This is a genomic window from Candidatus Clostridium helianthi, assembly GCF_045310795.1.
Taxonomy (GTDB): domain Bacteria; phylum Bacillota; class Clostridia; order Clostridiales; family Clostridiaceae; genus Clostridium; species Clostridium helianthi.
In genome coordinates this window covers 58,746-83,786 of sequence record NZ_JBJIAB010000013.1, presented here as the reverse complement: position 1 = coordinate 83,786, position 25,041 = coordinate 58,746, and the positions used below count along the sequence as shown (strand labels likewise).

20 protein-coding genes and 1 pseudogene are annotated in these 25,041 nt (G+C 29.8%); 1 reads left to right on the top strand and 20 read right to left on the bottom strand.

What is annotated here, in order from left to right; all coding sequences use genetic code 11:
* The 4 genes from ACJDTP_RS12020 to sufC are packed head-to-tail and all read right to left on the bottom strand — an operon-like array spanning position 1 to position 4,507.
* A complete protein-coding gene (locus ACJDTP_RS12020; RefSeq protein ID WP_039772422.1) occupies positions 1–1,230 on the bottom strand; it encodes a cysteine desulfurase in 1,230 nt (409 codons plus the stop codon).
* Positions 1,223–2,320, bottom strand: coding sequence for a Fe-S cluster assembly protein SufD (sufD, locus tag ACJDTP_RS12015; protein WP_039772429.1), 1,098 nt, complete (start codon positions 2,318–2,320; stop codon positions 1,223–1,225). Before sufD ends, ACJDTP_RS12020 begins: the two co-directional genes overlap by 8 nt.
* A gap of 9 nt (positions 2,321–2,329) precedes the next feature.
* Positions 2,330–3,739, bottom strand: a complete 1,410-nt coding sequence (sufB, locus tag ACJDTP_RS12010; protein WP_039772420.1) for a Fe-S cluster assembly protein SufB — start codon at positions 3,737–3,739, stop codon at positions 2,330–2,332.
* Positions 3,740–3,754: 15 nt separating this feature from the next.
* Entirely contained in the window at positions 3,755–4,507 is a 753-nt protein-coding gene (gene sufC / locus ACJDTP_RS12005) for a Fe-S cluster assembly ATPase SufC (RefSeq protein ID WP_011969171.1), read from the bottom strand.
* A gap of 245 nt (positions 4,508–4,752) precedes the next feature.
* Between sufC and ACJDTP_RS12000 the strand changes: the two genes are divergently transcribed.
* Positions 4,753–5,145 (top strand): RrF2 family transcriptional regulator, encoded by a 393-nt coding sequence (locus ACJDTP_RS12000; protein WP_011969170.1) that lies wholly within the window; start codon positions 4,753–4,755, stop codon positions 5,143–5,145.
* Between the two features lie 239 nt (positions 5,146–5,384).
* On the opposite strand, the gene ACJDTP_RS11995 is transcribed toward ACJDTP_RS12000, so the two are convergent.
* From ACJDTP_RS11995 to ACJDTP_RS11920, 16 genes and pseudogenes are all read right to left on the bottom strand, one after another.
* Complete coding sequence (locus tag ACJDTP_RS11995) at positions 5,385–5,936, bottom strand: hemerythrin domain-containing protein (RefSeq protein WP_017209652.1); 552 nt, start codon at positions 5,934–5,936, stop codon at positions 5,385–5,387.
* Between the two features lie 133 nt (positions 5,937–6,069).
* Complete coding sequence (locus ACJDTP_RS11990) at positions 6,070–6,708, bottom strand: hypothetical protein (protein ID WP_406761329.1); 639 nt, start codon at positions 6,706–6,708, stop codon at positions 6,070–6,072.
* A 344-nt stretch (positions 6,709–7,052) separates the two neighbouring features.
* The gene (locus ACJDTP_RS11985; protein ID WP_078117050.1) at positions 7,053–8,975 is read right to left on the bottom strand and encodes a PTS fructose transporter subunit IIABC; all 1,923 of its coding nucleotides are present in this window, start codon (positions 8,973–8,975) and stop codon (positions 7,053–7,055) included.
* A gap of 124 nt (positions 8,976–9,099) precedes the next feature.
* On the bottom strand, positions 9,100–10,002 hold the full coding sequence (gene pfkB / locus ACJDTP_RS11980; protein WP_077839001.1) for a 1-phosphofructokinase: 903 nt from the start codon (positions 10,000–10,002) through the stop codon (positions 9,100–9,102).
* A complete protein-coding gene (locus tag ACJDTP_RS11975; protein ID WP_077868397.1) occupies positions 9,995–10,747 on the bottom strand; it encodes a DeoR/GlpR family DNA-binding transcription regulator in 753 nt (250 codons plus the stop codon). The genes pfkB and ACJDTP_RS11975 overlap by 8 nt, the downstream gene beginning before the upstream one ends.
* A gap of 128 nt (positions 10,748–10,875) precedes the next feature.
* A complete protein-coding gene (locus ACJDTP_RS11970; protein WP_406761328.1) occupies positions 10,876–11,733 on the bottom strand; it encodes a pyridoxamine kinase in 858 nt (285 codons plus the stop codon).
* 252 nt (positions 11,734–11,985) lie between these two features.
* Positions 11,986–12,477 carry a mannose/fructose/sorbose PTS transporter subunit IIB gene (locus tag ACJDTP_RS11965; protein ID WP_077838998.1) on the bottom strand — a complete coding sequence of 164 codons (492 nt, stop codon included), beginning with the start codon at positions 12,475–12,477 and terminating at the stop codon, positions 11,986–11,988.
* A gap of 505 nt (positions 12,478–12,982) precedes the next feature.
* Positions 12,983–14,470 carry a UxaA family hydrolase gene (locus ACJDTP_RS11960; protein WP_406761327.1) on the bottom strand — a complete coding sequence of 496 codons (1,488 nt, stop codon included), beginning with the start codon at positions 14,468–14,470 and terminating at the stop codon, positions 12,983–12,985.
* A gap of 92 nt (positions 14,471–14,562) precedes the next feature.
* Entirely contained in the window at positions 14,563–16,011 is a 1,449-nt protein-coding gene (locus ACJDTP_RS11955) for a tagaturonate reductase (protein WP_406761326.1), read from the bottom strand.
* 452 nt (positions 16,012–16,463) lie between these two features.
* A pseudogene (locus ACJDTP_RS11950) lies at positions 16,464–16,574 on the bottom strand (PfkB family carbohydrate kinase); the annotation flags it as partial.
* A gap of 860 nt (positions 16,575–17,434) precedes the next feature.
* Positions 17,435–18,841: a glycoside-pentoside-hexuronide (GPH):cation symporter gene (locus ACJDTP_RS11945; RefSeq protein WP_406761325.1), complete on the bottom strand. Its 1,407-nt coding sequence runs from the start codon at positions 18,839–18,841 to the stop codon at positions 17,435–17,437.
* 53 nt (positions 18,842–18,894) lie between these two features.
* A complete protein-coding gene (locus ACJDTP_RS11940) occupies positions 18,895–19,317 on the bottom strand; it encodes an HIT family protein (protein ID WP_173713456.1) in 423 nt (140 codons plus the stop codon).
* A 79-nt stretch (positions 19,318–19,396) separates the two neighbouring features.
* Complete coding sequence (locus tag ACJDTP_RS11935) at positions 19,397–20,845, bottom strand: tagaturonate reductase (RefSeq protein WP_173713455.1); 1,449 nt, start codon at positions 20,843–20,845, stop codon at positions 19,397–19,399.
* 87 nt (positions 20,846–20,932) lie between these two features.
* Positions 20,933–22,333 (bottom strand): glucuronate isomerase, encoded by a 1,401-nt coding sequence (gene uxaC, locus ACJDTP_RS11930; RefSeq protein WP_078117058.1) that lies wholly within the window; start codon positions 22,331–22,333, stop codon positions 20,933–20,935.
* Between the two features lie 195 nt (positions 22,334–22,528).
* Positions 22,529–23,527, bottom strand: coding sequence for a LacI family DNA-binding transcriptional regulator (locus ACJDTP_RS11925; RefSeq protein ID WP_406761324.1), 999 nt, complete (start codon positions 23,525–23,527; stop codon positions 22,529–22,531).
* A gap of 175 nt (positions 23,528–23,702) precedes the next feature.
* Positions 23,703–24,944, bottom strand: a complete 1,242-nt coding sequence (locus tag ACJDTP_RS11920; RefSeq protein ID WP_406761323.1) for an NAD(P)-dependent oxidoreductase — start codon at positions 24,942–24,944, stop codon at positions 23,703–23,705.
* Between the last annotated feature and the right edge of the window lie 97 nt (positions 24,945–25,041).

The following is a 25,041-nucleotide window of genomic DNA, read 5'->3' as shown; positions in this document are numbered from 1 at the left end:
TTACCTCCATTTCAAAAACATTTCATATGTTTTCTTTGTTGCTTCAATTAATTTATCTACATCTTCTTTTGTATTATAAAAATAAAAACTAGCTCTGCAGGTTGCATTAATACCCATATATCTCATTAATGGCTGAGCACAATGATTGCCTGATCTTATTGCAACGCCATGAGAATCAAAAACTGAAGCAACATCATGAGGATGAACTCCCTCTATATCAAATGAAATTATTCCACCTCTATGGCTTAAATCCTTAGGCCCATATAGCTTTATATAAGGCAGTTCTTGAAATTTTTCAATTGCATAACTTGTAAGTTCTCTTTCTATTTCATCTATTCTTTTCATTCCTATATTTTCTAGATAATCAATGGCAGCTGCAAGCCCTACAGCACCTTCAACATTTTGAGTACCACCTTCAAACTTAGATGGCAATTCTGCAAAGGTTGCTTCCTGCTCATAAACATATTCAATCATATCTCCACCAACTATATATGGTGGCATGCTTTCCAAAAGCTCCTTCTTGCCGTAAACTACGCCAATTCCCATTGGGCCTAAAAGTTTGTGTCCTGAAAACACTAAAAAATCTGCATCTAAGTCTCTTACACTTACTTTCATATGTGGTACGCTTTGTGATCCATCTACAATTACTTTAGCACCTTTTGAATGAGCATACTCTATAATCTCTTTTACTGGATTTATAGTTCCAAGTGCATTAGAAACATGAGTTATGCTAACTAGTTTAGTCCTTTCAGTAATCTTATCTTTAATTTCTTCTTCTGGAATTTCTCCGTTTTCATTTACGTACATATATTTTAAAGTTGCTTTTTTAGCTCTAGCTACAATCTGCCATGGAATAAGGTTTGAATGATGCTCTGCAATTGAAATAACAATTTCATCACCTTCATTAATGTTGTTCATTCCATAAGAAGATGCTATAAGATTAAAGCCTTCTGTTGCATTTTTAATAAAAATTACTTCTTTTGAAAATTCTGCATCAATGAATCTTCTAATCTTTTCTCTAGCGTCATCATAGGCCTTTGTTGCATCAATACTTAACTTATAAGCACCTCTATGAGGATTTGCATTACTTACTTTATAGTAGTTTTCAATAGCTTCTATAACTTGAACAGGCTTTTGCGTTGTAGCACCGCTATCTAAATAAACTAATCTTTCCCCATTTTCATTGGCCCTCAAAACAGGGAAATCTTTCAAAAAATCTACATTATTCATTTTTAAGTCCCCTGTCTACTTCTTGTAATATTTCTTCTATAACGTCATTATCACCAATTGAATCTATTATTGGATTAAATGCAGCTCTAACAATTACAATCTTAGCTTCATCATAACTTAATCCTCTAGACATCAAATAAAATAATTTGTTTTCATCAATTCTTCCTGAAGATGCTGCATGTTCTCCTGAAACATCATCTTCTGCACATAATAGCACTGGCATTGCTTTAGCTCTAGCTTCTTTTGAAAGGAGCATACAATATTCATCTTCTGCACCAACACTTTTAGATGCACCAGTTTTAAAATCCAAGGTTCCTTTGAAAGCCTTTCTAGCTTTTCCTTGAAGTGCCCCTTTAACATTTATATTGGAATTACTTCTTTTACCTTTGTGAGTAATAATGTAATTAATGTCTATAAGTTTATCTTTATTTCCTAAATAAATAGAATTTATATTGGCAGCTGATTTATCACCTATTAAATCTCCATGATAATTGTAAATACTATATTGTCCTCCAAGGTCTACTGATATAAAATCAACCTTTCCATCTTCTTCAATATCTGAAACATTAGAATCGAAATGAACGGTATTTTCATTTAAAAAATTCACTTTAGTTAGTTTAATTTCACTATTCTTCTTTGAATATATAGTACAAATTCCATTATGATAACCAATTGAATCGTCCAAAGATTTATACTTTACTATAATAGAAGCTTTCGAATTTTCTTCTCCAACAATTATTAAATTATCTACTAAATAGCTGTTATCTTTATCCATATTAAATTCTATAATTATTGGTTCTTCAGTTTTTATATTTCTACCTATTGTTATTACATAACCTTGGTTGAAACCTTCTTTACCTTGGTTTATTAAATCTTCACTGATTCCATATTGAAACTCTCTATATAAAGGTAATATTTTGTCATTTTCTAACTTTTGAATATCAACGCCTTCTAAGCCCTTGATTTCTACGTTATCAAACTTTTTAATTTCTCCAATATTTAATTCTCCAAGGCTTATATCATTAATATTAACCCAGCTTTTAGTTCTTATTGGAGTTTTATTTAAATTATTAAATTGTATAGCCTTCATTTCTCTCACCTACCCTATGCTTCCTTCTAATTCTATGTTGATTAAATTGTTCATTTCTACTGCATATTCTAATGGTAATTCTTTTGATATAGGTTCCACAAACCCTCTTACTATCATAGATTTAGCTTCATCTTCACTTATTCCTCTAGTCATAAGGTAGAAAATAGAAGCATCACTTATCTTACCTATTTTTGCTTCATGACCAATTTCAACATCATCATTTAATAAATCAATTACTGGAATAGTGTCTGATTTTGATTTATTATCTAACATTAGAGATTCACAGGATACCATAGATTTTGAATTATAGGCATTTGAATTTACCTTTAATACTCCTCTATAAGTAGCTTTTCCACCGTTTCTTGAAATTGATTTTGAGTTTATAGTAGAAGAAGTGTTTGGTGCGGCATGTATAACCTTTGCTCCAGTATCTAAGTTTTGTCCCTTACCTGCAAAAGATACACCTGTAAATTCTGCTCTTGCTCCTTCGCCCTTTAATATACTCATAGGATATAGCATCGATATTTGTGAACCAAAAGAACCTGATACCCATTCTATTGTTCCATTCTTTTCAACAATTGCTCTCTTAGTGTTTAAGTTAAGCATGTTCTTTGACCAGTTTTCTATTGTACTATATCTTAGTGTTGCGCCTTCTTTTACATAGAGCTCAACACAGCCTGCATGTAAATTTGTAACGCTATACTTTGGAGCTGAGCAACCTTCAATAAAATGAAGCTTTGCTCCTTCATCTACAATAATTAGTGTATGTTCAAATTGTCCTGCTCCAGGTGAATTTAATCTGAAATAAGATTGTAGCGGTATGTCTACATTAACCCCTTTAGGAACATACACAAAAGATCCTCCTGACCAAACAGCTCCATGAAGTGCAACAAATTTATGATCATTAGGTGTAACACACTTCATAAAATATTCTTTAACTAAATCCTCATGTTCTCTTAATGCTGTTTCCATATCAGTATAAATTACGCCTTGTTTTACTAAATCTTCTTTTATACTGTGGTAAACTACTTCTGAGTCATACTGTGCTCCAACTCCAGCTAGTGATTTCTTTTCAGCTTCTGGAATTCCTAGTAAATCAAAAGTTTTCTTTATATCCTCAGGCACTTCATCCCAAGAACCAACTAAGCTGCTCTTTGGCCTTACATAGGTTACAATGTTATCCATATCTAACTCATCCAAGGATGGTCCCCATGTTGGTAATTTCAATTTATTATATATTTCTAAAGATCTTAATCTAAAATCTCTCATCCATTTGGCTTCATTTTTTTCTTCTGAAATAGTTTCAATTATATCTTTTGTTAAGCCTTTTTCAGATTTAAAACTAAAGCTGTCTTCATTTTTAACATCATAGATTCCTCTATCCATTTCATCTATATAAGTCTTCTTTTTGTTTTCCATCTTATTTCACCACCTTTATATAGCTACATTTTCTTTAAAAGATTCATAACCCTTTTCTTCAATTTCATTAGCTAAACTTCCATCTCCGGTTTTAACTATTCTTCCATCTACTAATACATGAACATAATCAGGTTTTAAATTTTCTAATATTTTTGTATTATGAGTAATAATTAAAACTCCATTGTTTTCATTTGAGAACATTTTAATACCTTTAGAAACAATTCTTATAGCGTCAACATCGAGTCCAGAATCTGATTCATCTAAAATTGCCAACTTTGGATTTAAAGTTAACATTTGCAGTATTTCATTTTTCTTCTTTTCTCCACCTGAAAATCCTACATTTAAATATCTGCTTGCATAGCTTTCATCTATTTTTAATTCCTTCATATTGTTCTTTAAATCTAAGTCAAACTTAAAATGTTTTAGCACATTTCCATCTGTAGTTCTCTTAGCATACTTTAAGAAATTCTCTACAGTAATTCCTGGAATTTCTTCTGGGTATTGAAATGATAAAAATAAACCTTTTTTAGCTCTTTCATCAGTCTTTAATTCATTTATGTTTTCACCTTCGAATTCTATATCTCCACTCAATCTTTTATATTTAGGATTATTTAAAAGAGCATTGGCTAGAGTAGATTTACCAGCTCCATTTGGTCCCATTATTACGTGAACTTCACCTTTATTTATTTCAAGATTTAATCCTTTTAAAATCTCTTTATCATCTGCTTCAATTCTTAAATCACACACTTTTAACAAACTCTTATCCATAACAATTCTCCTATCTAACTAATATTTAATTAACTATGTTTTTCACAAAACACCTGTCTAAACTCCATAAATGTAAGTCTTATATATAATTTCTTTATATGTATAAATTTTAAAGTGCATTCTAAATACACCTTAATATTAGCACAGGTTTTTTTAATGTGCAATACAAATGCACATTTTATTTTTAACCAATTTACTTTTTTTTATTATAAGGTATAATGAAACTAAAGAAGGGATGTGAAAATTTGAACTTATCTAAGTTTTCAGATTATGCTTTTAGAATTTTAATATATTTAGCTAAGAATCAAGATAAAATATGCACTGTGGAAGAGTTGGCATCTAACCTTGAAATATCTGAACATCATTTAAAGAAAATCGTTCATAGGCTAGGTAAAACTGAATATGTAATATCAACTAAAGGAAGAAATGGTGGCTTAAAACTTGGGTTGGAGCCTAAAGACATAAACCTTGGAAAAATATTAATAATTACAGAGGAAAGTATATCTATATCTGAATGTTTTTCAAGTGCAAAACATACTTGTTCCACTTCAAAATGTAAATTAAAAGCAATATTATCGTCATCTATTAATTCTTTTGTTGATGAATTTAGCAAATATACTTTAGAGGATATTTTATAGCAAGATAAAGTTTTTATACTTTATCTTGCTATAATTTTTTATTCAAATTCTATCATTAGAAAAATATTTTTTGTCTAAAGCCTTATCACAAAAACCATATACTTATAAAAAATCAAGAAAGTAATTAGGCTGTACTGATTTCTAAATTACATAAATCAGTATTTTTTATACACCCATTAAATGTATACTTATATAAAAATAAAGGTGTTACAGTCGCTTCCCACTATAACACCATTTACCTATGAATTGTATTTTTTCTCCAATTCTTCTAATATTAAAATATTATCTTTTTTTATGTGATTATTTATTTCTTCAAAGTCAATACATTCCTTATTTATACCTGTTAATGTGCCTGCGTTTAATTCTCTTTTGGCAAATGTATATACAACTTTATCTTCTTTATCAATATGTCTCTCTAATAAATGCGTATAGGAGATAGCATTAGAAATTACGTCTAAAATAGCTTCTTCATCCCCATCTTTTAGATTTTTAAGTGCAGCTTGAAGTTCACTTATGTGTAGTCTTCCAAGATCATGCTCCACAAGCATACCATGCTTAACTATTTTTTCAGCAGTTGGGCCTATTTCTTCAACCATTCTATTAAAAAGCATTACTTCTTCTTTCTTATGATGATGAGAATCAGCAAAATTTCTAATAAAACCTATCATGGAATTAAAATCATCATAACTTATTTTTTCACCTTTGTATAATCTAAAACAGGCTTTTCTTACAACAACCAACATTCTTTTTATATACTTATGTTCTTCCATCATTAAATCTATAGCATCCATATCTTTTCCTCCTATTACATATTTTCATTAAAAATAATAGTGATAAATTTAATCATCGTATAACCAAAAATATAGCTGGGTACTCTATTATTCTTAAATTATTAACCCATAAAAATCCTTAATTCTAAGAATCTTATTTTCTTCTTATCACCATTGTATTGTTGCCTTCTTCAACATACTCAAAATCTGAATTAACTGCATTTACAAATTCTTTAACCCATAAACTTCTTAGCTTGTAGAAATAATCAACGTCACCTTCTTCTTTATTCCAAATATCACTATGAACGTATACTCTTCTCTTCCATTCAACGATATCTTCTTCTGCTTTAATTACTTCATTGACTCTATCACATGGCATTCCATCTAAAATATAATCATTGATACTGTCAAAAATTTCACCTGCATTTGTAAGTTCCATTCCCTTTTCTTTAACTTCACTTGCAGCTTTAATTCCTTGGCTAGAATAAATCTCTTCTAATTTTGTAGTAACACCTTTATTATTATTTATAAGTTTTGTTGTCCACGCAGCCATTCTTCCTTCTGCTGAATGAATTTTTCCTTGTAACCATCCATGGATGTTACTTGTATCTATCATCTCTTCTAGTGGAAGATTCGGAGTTGGCTCACCATACTTTTCATTGATTTCTTTACGCAACTCATCTATATTTAAGCCTTCCTCTTTTGCAAGATTTATTATCTCACCTTCTAATTTTTCAAACCATAAAATCTTATTAAATAACCAATAATGTATCTTTCCTAAAAATAAACTCATATTTTTTCTCCTCCTATAGCAAAAGTATTTAACTAGAAAATAAAACCTTTGTTATTTTTAAACTTAAAACAATTTAAAAATCCATATTTATTTACTTTGAATACTTATTTATATTATGTTTTATTTGTAAATTTATAATACCATATTATTTTATATTTTTACGTAACATATGATACAAATCCATAAAAAAGATATATAAGAAAATCTTATATTTTATCCTTTTTTATAGAAATATTTTTCCTTTCATTTTATTTAGCAGTCAATAAAAGAAGCAGTGGATGTTCTTAACTTCCACTGCTTCCTATACCCTTATATTAACTTACCCTCTTATTTTCCCATAAATCTTATTTTTGTACTGGTTTCTTTATTATTCCTAATATTATTGCCCCAACTATTGCCCCAATGACTATTGCTCCTAAGTATTGAAGCGGGTTAGTTACGATTGCAATAACAAATATTCCACCGTGAGGTGCTCTTAATGCACATCCAAATGCCATTGAAAGAGCTCCAGCAACTGCTGAACCGATTATACAAGATGGTAGTACTCTTATTGGATCTGCTGCCGCAAAAGGAATCGCACCTTCTGAGATAAATGATAATCCCATTATATAGTTTACAAGACCTGCTTGCCTGTCTTTTTCAGTAAATTTATTTCTAAATACTGTAGTACATATTGCAATTGCAAGTGGTGGAACCATACCACCAGCCATAACAGCTGCCATTATATCAAAGTTTCCACTAGCAAGTGATGCTGTACCAAAAAGATAAGCTGCTTTGTTAACTGGACCACCCATATCAACTGACATCATACCACCTAAAACAATACCTAAAAGAATCTTACTTGTACCACCCATTGAATTAAGTGCACCAGTGATACCTGTATTTATCGATCCCATAATTGGGTTTATGAATAACATTATAACACCGATTAAAAATGTTCCTAGTAACGGATATAAAAATACTGGCTTTATACCTTCTAAACTGTTTGGTAAACCTGCAAATAACTTCTTAAGACCAACAACTAAATATCCAGCAATGAAACCTGCAAGTAATGCACCTAAGAAACCACCAGAAACTGCTGGAACCTTTGGATCAAATGCGCTTGCAAAAGTAACACCGGCACTAGCTAAAGCACCACCAACAAAACCTACTGAAAGAGCTGGTCTATCTCCAATACTCATTGCAATAAATCCAGCAAGAACCGGTAACATAAATCCAAATGCAGTACCACCAATATTCTTCAAAACTGCAGCTAATGGTGTACCTGTACCAAAACCACTCGGATTAGCAGGATTAAATGTATCAAATAAGAATGCTAAAGCTATTAATATACCACCACCTATTACAAACGGTAACATATGTGATACACCATTCATAAGATGCTTATAAATTTGACGTCCAACTGATTCGTTTGAAACATCTTCGCTGCTATCAGCACCTCCAGCATGATGATATATTGGAGCATTTCCACTTATAGCTTCCTCAATTAATTGAGTTGACTTGTGTATTCCATCTGCAACTTTGGTTTTAATTACTCTCTTACCATCAAATCTAGCCATTTCTACATTTTTATCAGCCGCTATAATTATACATTCTGCATTTGCTATTTCTTCTTTTGTTAAAACGTTTTTAGCGCCGCCAGAACCATTTGTCTCAACTTTTATTGAGACTCCCATATCTTTCCCCTTACTTTCAAGACTTTCAGCCGCCATGTAAGTATGCGCAATCCCTGTTGGACATGCAGTTACTGCTAATACTCTATAACCACTTTTATTCATCTCTATTTCCCCCTTTACCTCTTCAGGAAACTTTTCCATTTCCTTCTTATCTATTAACCTTAAAAACTCTTCTTTATCAGAACAGTTTACTAAGCTTGTTCTAAATGATTCATCCATTAATATAGTAGATAATCTTGCTAATACTTCTAAGTGTAAATTATCATTATTATCTGGTACAGCAATCATGAAGAAAAGATGTGCTGGTTGACCATCTAACGAATCATAATCAACACCCTTTTTACAAATTGCAGCTGCAAGAGATGCTTTCTTTACTGCACTTGTTTTTCCATGTGGAATTGCTATTCCGTCCCCTATCCCGGTTGTACTTAATTCTTCCCTAGCTAATATTGCTTTTTTATATTCTTCTTTATTATTTAAATTCCCAGTTTTGTCCATTAAATCAACTAATTCATTTATGCATTGTTCTTTTGTATTTGGATTAAAATTTAAGTTTATGCCTTGTTTGTGTAATAAATCTACAATCCTCATTGTTAGCCTCCTAAAATTTAAATATATTTTTATGCTTTTGTAAAAATCATAATACTTGTTAAATTACCCTTGTTAAAACTTTAAAATATAATAAGATTCAACTCACACTATAGTAAATTCACTATTAAATTTGCTTTAATAATTCATATACTTGTTCTTTTGTTGCCAATTCTTCTGAGAAAGCACTTGCACTTCCTGTAGCAATTCCCATCTTGAACGCTTCATCTATATTTTTATTTTTCAAATATCCGCATAAGAAACCAGCCACCATTGAATCTCCAGCCCCAACTGAATTTTTAAGTATTCCTTTTGGAACAGCTCTTTTTATAGGTTCTCCATTTTCAGGTAGTAGAATTGCTCCATCCCCTGCCATTGAAATAAGAACATTTTTTGCTCCCATTTCTTGAAGTTTTCTACCATATTTAATTATGTCTTCATCATCTTTTAACTCTACATTAAACATTTCTGCAAGTTCATGATGATTTGGTTTTATCAAAAACGGTTTATATTTTAATACCTTTAATAGCAAATCTTTTGTTGCATCAACTATGAACTCTACACCCTTATCCAATAAGCTGTTCATAATGCTTTCATATATATTATCTGGCACACTATTTGGTATACTTCCTGATAATATTAAATAATCACCTTTTGTTAGATGCGAAAGTTTTTCATGTAAGAGATTTAACTCTTCATCAGTTATTGCAGGTCCAGATCCATTAATTTCTGTTTCTCCATCACTTTTAAGTTTCACGTTTATTCTAGAAAATCCACTTTTTAATTTTATAAAATCACAGTTTACGCCATGGCTTTGTATTTGTCTTAGAATTTCATCTCCAGTAAATCCAGCAACATATCCAAGAGCTGTATTCGCTACCCCTAGATTTTTAAGAACTATGGATACGTTAATTCCTTTACCACCCGCATAAATATTTTCTTCTTCAGTTCTATTTAATGAATCAACTTTAAATGAATCAACTTTAACAATATAATCTAAAGAAGGATTAAGAGTTATTGTATTAATCATTTTTTACCACCTCTATTACATTAGTATCATAACTAATATTATTATCAATTTTTGTTGTTATTAATGTTGAATCTGCTATTGCTCCGAAAGTTATAAAACTAACTTTTTCTAATTTAGATTGATCCGCTAATACATATGATTCTCTGCACATTTTCATTGCTTGAGCTTTAACCATTGCTTCATTCATATCTGGAGTTGTATAACCGCTCTCGTTGCTTACGCCATTTACTCCAAAGAAGCCTTTTGAGAAGTTATATTTTTTTAAATCTTCTACAACGGTGCTTCCTACTATTGCTTCAGTTATAGCTTTAACTTCGCCCCCAACAATAAAAGTCTTAAAACCTCTTTCCAAAAGCTTTTTTGCATGAACTATTCCATTAGTTACAACTATTATTTCGTTGGCTTCAATAAAATCTATTAAGATCTCAGTTGTTGTTCCAGCATCCAAGTAGAGTATATCCCCATCTTCAATTAATGCAGCAGCATGCTTTGCTATTTCAGATTTTTCATCTACATTCAAAGATTGTCTAACATTAACTTTATAGTCGTGCTTGGATGTACTCTCACCTATTGCAATTGCACCTCCATGAATTTTCTTTAAAAGTCCCTCACTATCAAGTGTATTTAGATCTCTTCTAACTGTAGATTCCGAAGCATCCAGTAATTGTACTAAATCAGTAACAGATACTATTCCTTTTACCTTCAACTCCTGAAGAATGATATTAAACCTTTCTTCTGTAAACATTATCATCACTCCTCTGATATAATCATAACTTATATTTCAATAAAAATCAACCATTTTATTTCAAAAAAAATCATTCATTTTCACATATATTGATTTTTATTGATTGTTTTTATTCGCATTTAAATATTTTATTCTTCTATTGACCGTTTCAAATTATTTAACTTATACAATATTGGTTCTAAAAGTAATCCTTCTCTTACTGGATAATCATAAGAACTACTTTCCTTAATGCAATCTTCAACAAATTTGCACGATTCCTCAACGCTCTTTTCTAATGAATTGTCATCCATAATTAATCCAATCAAAACAGATGTAAAAACATCTCCAGTTCCCGGATACGATCTTTCTATCCTATCTCTAGTTATTAATTTCAAAGAATCGTTTTCTCCATTATATACAGTTATTCCAATCTTCTTTTTATTTGCGATAGGTACACTTGTGATTACTACATTTTCACACCCAAAACTATATAATTTTCTAGAAATCACTAATAGCTTCTCTTCACTCACTTCCTCTACAATCTTTTCACCACATAGAATACATGCTTCCGTAAAGTTAGGTGTAATGATATGCGAATATCTTATTATCCTTTTTAAGCTATCTGAATATTCCTTATTAAAATTACTATAATATGAACCGTTATCAGCAAAAATAGGATCGAGTACTACCAATGATTTATTCTTCTTTACAGATTCTAATAAAAGTAAAGTTTCTTCAATATTATTAGTACTTCCTAAGTATCCAACAAATATACTTTCAAAATTTATGTTCAATTCAAGATAGTGTTGAACCGCCTTACTTATATATCCATCCAATCTTTCTATGTTTGGTCTAAAACCTCCAGTATGACTTGTTAATATCATAGTAGGTATCGGACAAACCTCCACCCCCAAAGTTGATAGAATAGGAATTACATTGGTTAAAGCCGCTTTTCCTATTCCGCATAAATCATGTAAAACAGCTGCTCTTTTTATAGGCTTTATCATAGATTTCTCCTCTCTAAAACATTTTTACATTTAGTTTTTTAATTCTTAGTCATATTCAATAGAAATATAACTTCTTTGTAAAAAATTATAGTATTAATACCGAAATCAGGCAAATTAATTACCATATAATTGTATTACATTTGAGCTTTTGCTTTGTTTTTATTATACTTGTCTAGTAATTTTAACCTTTAATAAAAAAAATGCTACACCCCTCTGTCTATTAAAGGTCATATAGCATTCCACTGTTATTTTCTATAGAAATTTCAATTCTTTTAACCTGTCAATTAAATTAACCTTATTATCTTTCGCTACCTGCCTTATCTCTAATTCAATCCCTTTCTCATAAAGTTTCTTGAAGCATTCTATATCTTGATTATTTACAGATATAGCACCAGTAATTTGTTTTTTTCCATCCTTATAGCACATTCCGCCAACATTTACAGATTTAATATCAACTCCACCTTCAATCATTCGAAGTACGTCTGCTGGATTAGTAAATAGAAATAAAGTTTTAAAATTTTTATATTTAGGATCCTTATAAGCTTTGATAGCGGTTTCTATTGGTATTACATAAGCTTTAATTCCTTTTAATGCTACTTGAAGCAACAACTGTTTTCTCAAATCATCTTTAGCAACTTCATCACTACACGCCATAATTCTGTTACATCCACTTGCTTTTGACCATATAGTTGCAATCTGTCCATGTATTAATCTGTCATCAATTCTTACAAAGCTAATTTCCATGATTTCAAAACCCCTTCAAATTTTATACTATAAACTATTTTATATTAATTCTATATTTATCATGTACATTTAAGCACAACTGCCCCCAACACTATATTTCATTTTTAAAATTTATAATTATAATATCATAAAATGTATTCATTTTCAATCACAATAATTCACTTTCCTTCAAACAGGATCATGATACCCCTACTTAAAGCTCAAGATAAGATTTTCTTTATATTATTATTTATTAAAAAATTAAGCTATAATCATCCTATCTTATTTATATATGTTGAAATTGAGTTTCTGAATCCTAGTCCTAATTAATTATTTAACTTGCTAGAATTTTAAATATAGATTTATCTTTGAAGGATTTATACTTAAAATACTCAATTAAATTCATTATATCCAGTAAAGTACAAATTATAATTTTTATAATAAAAATAGCATATTAAATTAATTTTAATTTAATATGCTAAATTGGTTATATTTTTTACTCAAGTATACTTTCTTATGCTGAATTTTACAAAGTAACACCTTGTTTTAAAATAGCTAACTCTTTAAATTTATTAATTTCATTATTTACATATTTCCCATTAGCCACTTCAATCACATATTTTATAAATTCTTCTGTTACTTCACTTAAAGTTTTATCTTCAACTAAAGTTCCTGCATTAAAATCCATCCAATGTGGCTTTAAATCATATAGTGGAGTATTTGTTGATATCTTCATTGTTGGAACAAATGTACCGAATGGTGTTCCTCTACCTGTTGTAAATAAAACCATATGACAACCAGCTGCCGCTAAAGCTGAGGCTGCAACTAAGTCATTTCCTGGCCCACTTAAAAGATTTAATCCATTAGTTTTTAAAGTTTCACCATATTTTAATACGCCTACAACAGTTGAATCTCCTGATTTCTGTGTACAACCTAAAGATTTATCCTCTAATGTTGTAATTCCACCAGCTTTATTTCCTGGAGAAGGATTTTCATATATAGGCTGGTTATACGCCATGAAATATTCTTTAAAATCATTTATTAAATGTACAGTTTTATCAAAAGTTTCATTATCTTTAGCTCTATTCATAAGAATTGTTTCCGCACCAAACATCTCAGGAACTTCAGTAAGTATTGTTGTTCCACCTTGTGCAACTAAGAAATCCGAAAAACTACCCACAAGAGGATTTGCGGTTATTCCCGAGAACCCATCTGAACCACCGCACTTTAATCCAACTTTTAAATTTGATAGAGATACTGATTCTCTCTTATCATCTTTCATATTTTCATAAAGCTCACGTAATATTTTGGTGCCCTCCTCTATCTCGTTAGAAACTTCCTGTGATACTAAAAATTTAATTCTAGTTGTATCATATTCTCCTAATGACTCAATAAATTCAGCCATTGTATTATTTTCACAACCAAGTCCAAGTACTAACACGCCTCCAGCATTAGGATGCTTTACTAAATTTCCAAGCATAGTTCTTGTATTTGCATGATCATCTCCCAATTGAGAGCATCCATAATTATGTTTAAAAATTTCAACTCCATCGATTCCAACAGGTTTTACATCTTCTTTGAAATTTTCGATTATTCTTTCACCAATTCCATTAACGCACCCAACAGTTGGTACTATCCAAAGTTCATTTCTTATACCAACATTACCATTTGCTCTTTTATATCCATCAAAAGTAAGATTTCTATTTTCTATAGAAACTTGCTTTAGCTGTTGATTAAAATTATATTCCATAATTCCATCCAAATTTGTTTTAATATTATGCGTGTGAATCCATTCTCCTAATGATATATCTTTAATAGCATGTCCTATTGGATATCCATACTTTATTACATTGTCATCAACTTTAAAGTCTGATATAGCTACTTTGTGGCCTCTTTTTATGTCTTCTTTTATTTCTATTTTTTTATTTTCAACTTCTATAATTTCACTTTTAGACAAATCTCTAAGCGCTACTACAACATTGTCTTTTTCATTTATTTTTATAATTTCTTTCATTAATCTCTACCTACTTCCATTAAATTATTGTTCATAACTTTAAATTTAACAGCCATATGAATATTCTATAATACTAATTTATAATCTTATTTCTAAATAACTTCTTTTATAGCTTCCTTCATCCCTACTTTTTCAATTATTTCTAAATATCTTGAAACTTCATCAGCTAGGTTAGGAATTTCATTTAAATTACTTCCCCAATTCTTTTCATACGCAAGAACAGAAGTTACAATTTTGTTTAGGCCTTCTTTTGTTCCATCGTATTTTTCCCATAATTTCTTAAATAATTCTAATATATCCTCATCATCAGTTAATTGAATGTCTTTGTCTCCTCTTTTTCCTTTGTAGAATTCTATTAAAGATGCAAGGGAGAATACTAGTTTCTTAGGAAGCGCCCCTTTTCTCTTTAGATATTCAGTCAAACTTGGTAAATCTCTTGTTTTGTATTTAGATAATGAATTTAATGCTATACTCATTAGATAATGCTTCACATATGGATTTTGAAATCTTTCTATAATCGCATCTGCAAATTCTACTAGCTCTTCGTGAGGCAAATCTAAAGTTTCTATAATTTCATCATATATTACATCGTGGACATATCTTCCTATAACCTCATGATCAACCGCTTCCCCTACAGTTTCTAAACCATAAAGATATGCTACTGGAACCATTGCTGTATGAGGCCCATTTAAAATTCTAACTTTTCTTGTTCTATATGGTGTCATATCATCTACAACTTTTACATTAAGTCCAGCTTTTTCTATTGGTAATTCATCTTTTATAGACTGAGGGCCTTCTATTACCCATAAGTGGAATATTTCACCTACATCTACTAAATTATCATCATATCCAAGTTCTTCTCTAACTTCATCAATTGTATCTCTTGGATATCCTGGAACTATTCTATCAACTAAACTACAGCAAAAAGTATTAGCATCATTTATCCAATTCACAAAATCTTGTCCTAAATTCCAAATTTCTGCATACATTAATACTATTTCTTTAAGTTTTTCACCATTTCTATCAATAAGCTCACATGGAATTATAATAAAACCTTTACTATTATCACCATTAAACACCATAAATCTACGGAACAAAAATGCAGTTAACTTACCTGGAAAACTTTTTTGACATCCTCCATTTAACTTATCATTTTCATCAAATGCAATTCCTGCTTCAGTTGTATTTGACACTATAAATCTTAATTCCGGATTTTCTGCAACTTTTAAATATTCATTATAATCTGTATATGGATTAATTCCTCTACTTATACTATTGATTATTTTATGTGTTTTTATAGCTCTTTTTCCTTGAACTCCTTGAAGATAAAGTGTAAACAAGCCATCTTGTTCATTTAGCATATTAACTAGTCCACCTTCTTGAGGCTGAACGATTACGACACTTCCATTGAAACCTGCTTCTTCATTCATTTTGTCAATTTGCCAATCAACAAATGCTCTTAGGAAATTTCCTTCCCCAAATTGTAGCACTTTTTCAGGGTAAGTCTTAAATTCTTTATATAGTTTCTTATTCAATTTCATTAGTTATTCCTCCTAAGTTTTTTCATTAAAAATATCTTAAACTAATTTCAATGGACAATTAACAATGCAAATTTTATCATTTTAATATTTGATATACCTTCAATTAGTAATATTAATTTGGATCTATATATTATTAAAGATAAGTAAAAGTTTATTTTAAATATTATTTGAAGTTTATAATTTAGAGATAGAATACACTTAAAATTTAATTATCAAAATAATCCTCTTTACTTATCCTTAAATGTAATTAACATTTTATATGAAGGAAATACTTTTAATAGCGCTAACATTTTCAATTGTTAGAAATATAGTAGTATCTGTTTCAGAAAATTCTATCTTTCAACACCTTGTCTCTTTCCTATGAATTCCATCAGTTGATCATAATATGGATAACCTTCCATATCTCCTTGTACCAATGTTGCCATAGCTCCAACACCGTTAGCATATTGTCCAATTTCGTTTAGTGATAATTTTTCTAAATATCCAGCTAAAAATCCAGCTGCAAAACCATCGCCTGCTCCAGCTGTATCTTGTTTTCTTTGGCTATTTCTATTGCTCTGTATACTGCTCTTCTACAACTTTCCGATAAAGCTGGCGTTATACCTGTAATATGAAGAATTTTAGCTTGGTTAAAACATCCATTTTAGATTCTCTCCTTCGCTTTTCTATATGCATCCATAAATTCTTTAACAGTCCTTTGAACTAGATCATAATCGCCTAAAACTTCTTTCCTTCTCATTATTACACCTCAAATTCTTTTTTAATTAATATCTTTATAATAAATATATATACAGGTTTTAGATAATAAAATTATTCTTTAGAATATCAATTAGTTTAAAATTCATAGTATTTTAAACTATTTTTTAGAATATATATTATAATTTCAAACATTTATTTCTTAACAAATCTATTTTGCGCTATCACTATTAATTAAATACACAGTTCTTAAAATGGTTAACTTAAAATATTATTAATAAATTATAGTATGAAAATTATGGGTTTGAAGAATTCTATATTATTTTAAAGTCTATATTACTGATTTTCTGTATTTTTAAGAACTGTGTTATATATTAAATAAGTTTATAGCTTATTTATATATCAAAACATTTTTTCTTTGCTTATTGTATTAAAGTATTTATAAATATTTTAATACAATAAGCACTTTTCGTTCACGTTAACAATTAGAGATCGAACAATTGTTAACGTGAACAATTTTAGTTAAAAATTATTTAAGTTATATTTACATTATAGTATCAAATCAAAAAATATGCAATACTTTTTTGTGAACGTTAACAGTTTTTTACAAGTATATATCTTTTTATTTACTCAATATATAAAGACAAAACACTATCAACTTATATTTTGAGAGTTGATAGTGTTTCATTATTCTTAGCTAAATATCAATGATTTATTTATATAATTATTATTCTAATATTCCTTTTTCCCATTTTCCTTCTTGTAAATCTTGAGCAACTTTTCTGTACTTGTCATCTGGTAAGTTGTGTAATATACCTACTACAAGAGCAGCTAAAGCTAAAGCTACTGCTGGATACAATGTCATTGCTCCCTTAATTCCTAACAATGTTTCTGAACTTTGTTGTGCATTTGCAACATATCCAGTCATACCTAATACACTTGCACTAACAAGCGCAGCGATTGATTGAGCTATCTTTCTTGAAAAGTTGAATGCAGCATAAGTCACGCCTTCTTTTCTTATTCCAGTATGCCAATGACCGTAGTCAATTGCATCTGTAACAAATGCCCAAGTTACTCCATTTGGAATAGCCAATGCAACATATCCTATTGTAACAAGAACTGTGAAAGTAGTAGCATTTGTTGGTATTACAAAGTTTAATCCATTTGCAATAATTCCAATTACTAATCCTGTAATTGCAGTTTTCTTTTTACCAAACTTCTTTACTAAGAATGGAATAGCAAATATACCAATTACAGAACATCCAATCATTATACCATTAACTTTTGGTTGAAGTGCAATATCTCCTAAGTTATATTGGCAGAAGAAAATCATCATTTGGTTGTTAGTATTCATAGCTGATATTGTAAATAATTGCATAAGAATTAAACATAATAATGGTCTGTTTGTAAATACAACTTTAAAATAATCTTTAGCAGATGCCTTTTCTGATTTACCTTCTCTGTTAACTACAACGTGTTCTTTTGTGTTTGCAAAACAGATAAAGAATGAAACAACTCCTATAACAGCCATAACTGCAGCTGCAACTGGATAACCAACTTTTTTATCACTAAACATCATAAGAATAGGTACAAAAGCTACCCCTGTTATTAATTGTGCTCCTAATGAACCAGCTTGTCTAAATGTAGCTAATTGGCTTCTATCCTCTACATCTCTTGTCATAACCGATGCTAATGATCCGTAAGGAACATTAGTGAATGAATATACAAGCCCCCAAATCATATATGTTGCATAACCATATATAATCTTAGATGAAAGCGGCATCTCAGGCATAGTAAAAGTAATAATTGTAAGTAGTGCAAGAATTATACTCGAAATCATCATTACAGGTCTAAACTTTCCTGATTTACCTGCTTTTCTACTATCTATTAATGATCCTGCTAATGTATCCATGAATGCATCGAATATTTTTGTAAATGCAAATATACCACCAACTGCTCCAGCACTAATTCCACATGTATCTATAAAAAACTTTGTAAGATATGATTGACCTAAGTCAAACATAAATCCATTACCAAAATCTCCAAAACCGTAAGAAATTTTCTCTCTTAAACTTAATTTAACGTTTCCATTATTAGCATTAGTTGATGCGTTTTTGTCAACAGAATTTAACATTCCTTTTCCTCCGTATCTTTAATTTAGTTAATTTTTTATTCATTAAACCAATATTATAAATTATCTTTTATTTTACAAATTAGGTTTTGGTACTCATCATCGCTTAAATATATTTTTTGTGGATTCATCTCAAAAGTTTTTCCCCAAGATGGGCCGCCTTCATATTTAGGTACAATATGAAGATGAAGATGTTTCATAGTATCAGCAAATGCTCCATAATTTACTTTATCTGGATTAAAGGCTTTACGGATTGCTTTAGCTACCTTTCTAGCGTCATTTATGAAAGCTGCTGCTTCCTCTTCAGTTAAATCCGCAATTTCACTCTTATGTTCCTTATAAACAACATTGCATCTTCCACCATAAGTTTGTTCCTTAAACAAATATACTGTTGATACGTCTAAATCACAAATCTTAATCATTAAAGAATCTAAATCTTGATTCTTTGAACAATAAAAACAATTTTCATCAAAACTCATTTATTTACCTCCTTTATTATTGATATATATTTACTTATCATGCAATTAAGAAAGTTTAATTGCACGATAATAAATTTCATTATAAAACTACTTTAACAGCTTCCTTCATTCCTACTTTTTCAATTATTTCTAAATATCTTGAAATCTCATCAGCAAGATTAGGAATTTCATTTAAATTGATTCCCCAATTCTTTTCATACCCAAGAACTGAAGTTACAATTTTGTTTAGTCCTTCTTTTGTTCCATCGTATTTTTCCCATAATTTCTTAAACAATTCCAATATGTCCTCATCATCAGCTAATTGAATATCCTCTTCTCCTCTTTTTCCTTTGTAGAATTCTATTAAAGATGCAAGGGAAAATACTAATTTCTTAGGAAGTGTACCTTTTCTCTTTAGATATTCAGTCAAACTTGGTAAATCTCTTGTTTTATATTTAGATAATGAATTTAATGCTATACTCATTAAATAGTGCTTTACATATGGATTTTGAAATCTTTCTATAATCGCATCTGCAAATTCCACTAATTCTTCGTGAGGCAAATCTAAAGTTTCTATAATTTCATCATATATTACATCATGGACATATCTTCCTATAACCTCATGATCAACCGCTTCCCCTACAGTTTCTAAACCATAAAGATATGCTACTGGAACCATTGCTGTATGAGGCCCATTTAAAATTCTAACTTTTCTTGTTCTATATGGTGTCATATCATCTACAACTTTTACATTAAGTCCAGCTTTTTCTATTGGTAATTCATATTTTATAGACTGAGGACCTTCTATTACCCATAAGTGGAATATTTCACCTACATCTACTAAATTATCATCATATCCAAGCTCTTCTCTAACCTCATCAATTGTATCTCTTGGATATCCTGGCACTATTCTATCAACTAAACTACAGCAAAAAGTATTAGCATTGTTTGTCCAATCAATAAAGTCTTGTCCTAAGTTCCATACTTCTGCATATCTTAATACTATTTCTTTAAGTTTTTCACCATTTCTATCAATAAGCTCGCACGGAATTATAATAAATCCCTTACTGTCATCTCCATTAAATGCATTAAATCTGTGATATAAGAATGCTGTTAGCTTACCTGGATAACTTTTTTGACATCCTCCATTTAAAGTATCGTTTTCATCAAATGCAATTCCTGCCTCTGTTGTATTTGACACTATAAATCTTAATTCTGGATTTTCTGCAACTTTTAAATATTCATTATAGTCTCTGTAAGGATTAATTCCCCTACTTATACTATTGATTACTTTATGAGTTTTTGATGCTTGCCCATTTTGAACCCCTTGTAAATATAAAGTGTATAAACAATCTTGATCATTAAGCATGTCCACAAGACCATTTTCTAATGGCTGAACAACTACAACGCTTCCATTGAAATCTGCTTCATCATTCATTTTATCTATTTGCCAATCAACAAAAGCTCTCAAAAAGTTACCTTCTCCAAATTGCAATACTTTTTCTGGATATGTTTTAAATTCTTTATATAATTCCTTATTTAATTTCATAGCTATTCCTCCTAAATCTTCACTTCATCTGTATCTTTGCATTATTGTATGAAAATAAGCATCTCACTTATTTTCATACATAAAAGATTACATATTAAAGTATTTGTCTGCGTTATTATAACTAATGTCAGCTACAATTTGTCCTAAATGTTCAATGTCATTAGGTAACTCGCCATTTTCTACCCATTCTCCAATTACATTGCAAAGTATTCTTCTAAAATATTCATGTCTTGTGTAAGATAAAAAGCTTCTAGAGTCTGTTAACATTCCAACAAATGTGCTTAGCATGCCTAAATTAGCTAAAGTTCTAATTTGATCTTGCATACCAATCTTGTGATCATTAAACCACCAAGCTGATCCAAATTGTATTTTGCCCTTAATTCCGTCTCCTTGGAAGCATCCAAGTAATGTTCCTATTGTAGAATTATCATTTGGATTTAAACTATATATAATAGTCTTAGGTAAAGCTTTTTCACTATTTAATGCATCTAATAACCTTGATAGTGGAATTGCAACTTCTGTGTCATTAAGTGAATCAAATCCTGTATCAGGTCCCAATTTTTCGAACATTACTTTGTTATTATCTCTAACGCAATTCATGTGAAATTGCATTACCCATCCTAGATCGTGATATAATTTTCCAAAGAACTTTAATATATATACTCTTAATTTATTTTCATCTTCAAAAGATACTTGTCCATTTTTAAGTACGTTTGCAAAAATTTCTCTAACTTCTTCTAACGAAGCATTTCCTACTGGAACAAAATCCAATGCATTATCTGATACTCTACATCCAGCTTCATGAAAATATTCCACTCTCTTTTTTAATGCTTCTAAATATTCATCAAAGTTTGAAATTTTAGAACCAACTACTTCTTCTAGTTTGTTAAACCAATCTTTAAATGTTTCTTTATTAACTCCTAGAGCTTTATCAGGTCTAAAAGCTGGTAATACTTTCACATCAAAGCTTTTATCTTCTTTTATTGCTAAATGATATTCTAATGAATCTATAGGATCATCTGTTGTACATATCACTTTTACATTTGATTTCTTTATAAGATTTCTTACTGTAAAATCATCGCTATTTAACAGCTTATTAACTTTTTCCCAAATAGCAGGTGCACTTTTTTCATTTAAAACTTCATCTATTCCAAAGAATCTCTTAAGTTCTAAGTGTGTCCAATGATAAAGTGGATTTCCGATAGCTAATGATATAGTCTTTGCCCAAGCTAAGAACTTTTCATAATCACTTCCATCTCCTGTAATATATTTTTCATCTATGCCCAAAGTTCTCATCTGTCTCCATTTATAATGATCACCATAAAGCCATACTTGAGTTATATTTTCAAACTTTTTGTCTTCTAATATTTCCTTCGGATTAATGTGGCAATGATAATCAATAATTGGCATTTTTTCTGAATAATTATGATATAATTTTTCAGATACTTCGTTGCTTAATAAAAAATTTTCATCCATAAACTTTTTCATATCAAAATCCTCTTTTCTTTTTTGTTCACGTGAACAAAAATACGTGCAAATTCCTGTTCACGTGAACATTTTCTTGTATCTACTTGATAACTTTATTATAATATCATATTTCAAATAACGCAACACTTTTTTGTGAACGTTAACAACTTTTTTTAATAATTAGTGCTTAAATTCACTAATTATTAAAATCCATTATTAAAGTTTTTTTACTGATTTTCTTACTACAAGCTGAGATTGTATATAAACTTTTTCTTTATCTACTTCTTTATTCTTTATAAGATTTAATAAGTTTCTTCCGCCATATTCGCTCATCGCCAAAGAATCCTTCCTCACGCTTGTCAATGGAGGAGTTACATAGTTACAAAAGTTGCTATCATCAAACCCTATAATTGAGATATCTTCTGGAACTTTTAACCCAGCTTCAAATATTGCTTTCATAGCCCCCACCCCAATATCATCATTAGCGCAAAATACTGCTGTTGGAGCATTCTCTAATTTAAGTAACTTTTTCATATTCTCATATCCACTTTTAAGGTCATATCTACCACTTAAAATATATTCATCATTAATTGGAATATTATTATCCTCTAACGCTCTTATATATCCTCTTTTTCTATATACTGTTGATTCAAATTCCTTATTTCCTTGCAATAATGCTATTTTCCTATGATTATTCTCTATAAAATAAGTAACTGCATCATAAACTCCTTTTGTATCATCTGACATTATGTTTACTAGTCCTTCATTTTCAATATATCTATTTATAACTACAGTTGGTATATTTTTCTCTAAAATAGTTTGTATAAATTCATCGTCATTTTTACTTTGGCTTACAACGATTATTCCATCAAAATTTCTATTATCAATTAAGTGAGAATATTGATAATCATCTATACCTCTTACAACCAAATTATATTCTTTATCTATGACATTATTAACTCCTCTTATAATTTCATGAAAGAATGTATCTGATGTTCCTTCGCTAATTGATGAAAAAAATACTCCTATAACGTATGATTTTAATAGAACAAGACTCTTAGCACTATAATTTGGTACATAATTCAATTCTTTTGCTAAAGCCATAATTTTAACCTTGGTTTCTTCATTAATATAAGGACTATTATTAAGTGCTCTAGACACCGTTGTATGAGAAACATTCGCTAATTTTGCAATATCTTTTATAGTGACACTCATATTTTCTTTACACTCCTTATTAAGTAAACTTTTTTCACCATATACGATAATCACAGTATATAAAAAAGCTTAATTTACTTCTAGTAATATTTTAATAATTAAAATTTATTTTTGCAACCTATACGATTTTAACTGTTTTTCCTCAATTTATCAATGTTATATTTAATTTTTATATTTAGTTGTTTTCACAGTAATCTTCAATGGTTTGAGCAACTATTTTTGCTTGCACTACTGCTTCTACTACAGTTTTAGCACCAGTAACAACATCTCCTGACGCAAATGTACCTTTTTTAGTCGTATTTCCTTTATCATCAGTTATTAGTAATCCCCACCTATTGGTATTTAATTCTGTTGTGTTTGAAACTATATTAGTTCTAGGGGTTTGACTTACAGCTACAATTATTGAATCACATTTAAAAAACTCTTCCTTTTCTTCAATAACTTTGTTTTGAATTTTTCCATCTGACTCTACTACATTCTCAGTATTAACCAACTTTATTCCATCTTCTGTTATTTCTAATGGCGATTTAAATAATTCAAAATTAATTTTATCTTCCTTAGCTTCTCTTATTTCTTGCTTGGTTGCAGACATTTGATCAAAGCCTTTTCTATATATTATTGTAACATCTTCAACTCCATTTCTTTTTGCACTTCTTGCGGCATCCATAGCTACATTACCAGCTCCAATAACAGCCACTTTATTACCCAACTTATAGTTCTCTGGTGATTTTAGATAATCAATAGCAAAATGTACATTTCCTAAAGTCTCACCTTTAATATTTAATGTTCTTGGATTCCATACTCCTGTGCCAATAAACACTGCTTTATAGCCATCCTCAAACAATCTATCTAATGTTATTACAGGGCCAATAAGAGTATTAGGCCTAACTTTTACACCTAGCTCCATTAATCTATCTTCAATAGAATCTATTAATTTTTTTGGCAGCCTATATTCTGGAATTCCATACCTTAGTACCCCACCTATCTTCTCATGCGCATCAAAAATAGTAATATTGTATCCTTTCTTAGCTAGTATAAATGCAATAGTAATTCCTGCTGGACCACCACCAATTATAGCAACTCGGTCTTTCTTTTTAGAAACAGCTTTAAACCTTGTTTCTTCTATGTATCTTTGAGATATTTCTTGCTCTATATCATGAAATCTTATTGGTTCCCCTTTAATCCCTCTTATACAATTTCCTTTGCATTGGTCTTCATGAATACATACTAATGAACATACTGCTGAAAGCGGATTATTTTCAAATAATATTTCTCCTGCTTCTTCAATTTTTCCTTCCTTATACATATTTATAATATCAGGTATAGGCGTTTCTACTGGACAATTAAACTTACAAGCTGGCTTCTTACATAGTAAGCATCTATTTGCTTCACAAATCAAATTATCATTATTTATCATATATCTTCCTCCTTATCATCATTTGTATATAAAGTATACTAACTTAATTTAGTACTTATTTCAATAATATATATCAAAAAATATGCTATACTTTTTA

Excerpts from the sequence above, each read along its gene's own strand:
- ACJDTP_RS11920 (WP_406761323.1), bottom strand. The coding sequence starts at position 24,944 with ATGATAAATAATGATAATTTGATTTGTGAAGCAAATAGATGCTTACTA.
- sufC (WP_011969171.1), bottom strand. The coding sequence starts at position 4,507 with ATGGATAAGAGTTTGTTAAAAGTGTGTGATTTAAGAATTGAAGCAGAT.
- ACJDTP_RS11995 (WP_017209652.1), bottom strand. The coding sequence starts at position 5,936 with ATGGATGCTATAGATTTAATGATGGAAGAACATAAGTATATAAAAAGA.
- pfkB (WP_077839001.1), bottom strand. The coding sequence starts at position 10,002 with ATGATTAATACAATAACTCTTAATCCTTCTTTAGATTATATTGTTAAA.
- sufD (WP_039772429.1), bottom strand. The coding sequence starts at position 2,320 with ATGAAGGCTATACAATTTAATAATTTAAATAAAACTCCAATAAGAACT.
- ACJDTP_RS12020 (WP_039772422.1), bottom strand. The coding sequence starts at position 1,230 with ATGAATAATGTAGATTTTTTGAAAGATTTCCCTGTTTTGAGGGCCAAT.
- uxaC (WP_078117058.1), bottom strand. The coding sequence starts at position 22,333 with ATGAAAAAGTTTATGGATGAAAATTTTTTATTAAGCAACGAAGTATCT.
- ACJDTP_RS11925 (WP_406761324.1), bottom strand. The coding sequence starts at position 23,527 with ATGAGTGTCACTATAAAAGATATTGCAAAATTAGCGAATGTTTCTCAT.
- sufB (WP_039772420.1), bottom strand. The coding sequence starts at position 3,739 with ATGGAAAACAAAAAGAAGACTTATATAGATGAAATGGATAGAGGAATC.
- ACJDTP_RS11965 (WP_077838998.1), bottom strand. The coding sequence starts at position 12,477 with ATGGAAATTAGCTTTGTAAGAATTGATGACAGATTAATACATGGACAG.
- ACJDTP_RS11955 (WP_406761326.1), bottom strand. The coding sequence starts at position 16,011 with ATGAAATTGAATAAGAAACTATATAAAGAATTTAAGACTTACCCTGAA.
- ACJDTP_RS11970 (WP_406761328.1), bottom strand. The coding sequence starts at position 11,733 with ATGATAAAGCCTATAAAAAGAGCAGCTGTTTTACATGATTTATGCGGA.
- ACJDTP_RS11945 (WP_406761325.1), bottom strand. The coding sequence starts at position 18,841 with ATGTTAAATTCTGTTGACAAAAACGCATCAACTAATGCTAATAATGGA.
- ACJDTP_RS11960 (WP_406761327.1), bottom strand. The coding sequence starts at position 14,470 with ATGAAAGAAATTATAAAAATAAATGAAAAAGACAATGTTGTAGTAGCG.
- ACJDTP_RS11935 (WP_173713455.1), bottom strand. The coding sequence starts at position 20,845 with ATGAAATTAAATAAGGAATTATATAAAGAATTTAAAACATATCCAGAA.
- ACJDTP_RS11990 (WP_406761329.1), bottom strand. The coding sequence starts at position 6,708 with ATGAGTTTATTTTTAGGAAAGATACATTATTGGTTATTTAATAAGATT.
- ACJDTP_RS11940 (WP_173713456.1), bottom strand. The coding sequence starts at position 19,317 with ATGAGTTTTGATGAAAATTGTTTTTATTGTTCAAAGAATCAAGATTTA.
- ACJDTP_RS11975 (WP_077868397.1), bottom strand. The coding sequence starts at position 10,747 with ATGTTTACAGAAGAAAGGTTTAATATCATTCTTCAGGAGTTGAAGGTA.
- ACJDTP_RS11985 (WP_078117050.1), bottom strand. The coding sequence starts at position 8,975 with ATGAGGATTGTAGATTTATTACACAAACAAGGCATAAACTTAAATTTT.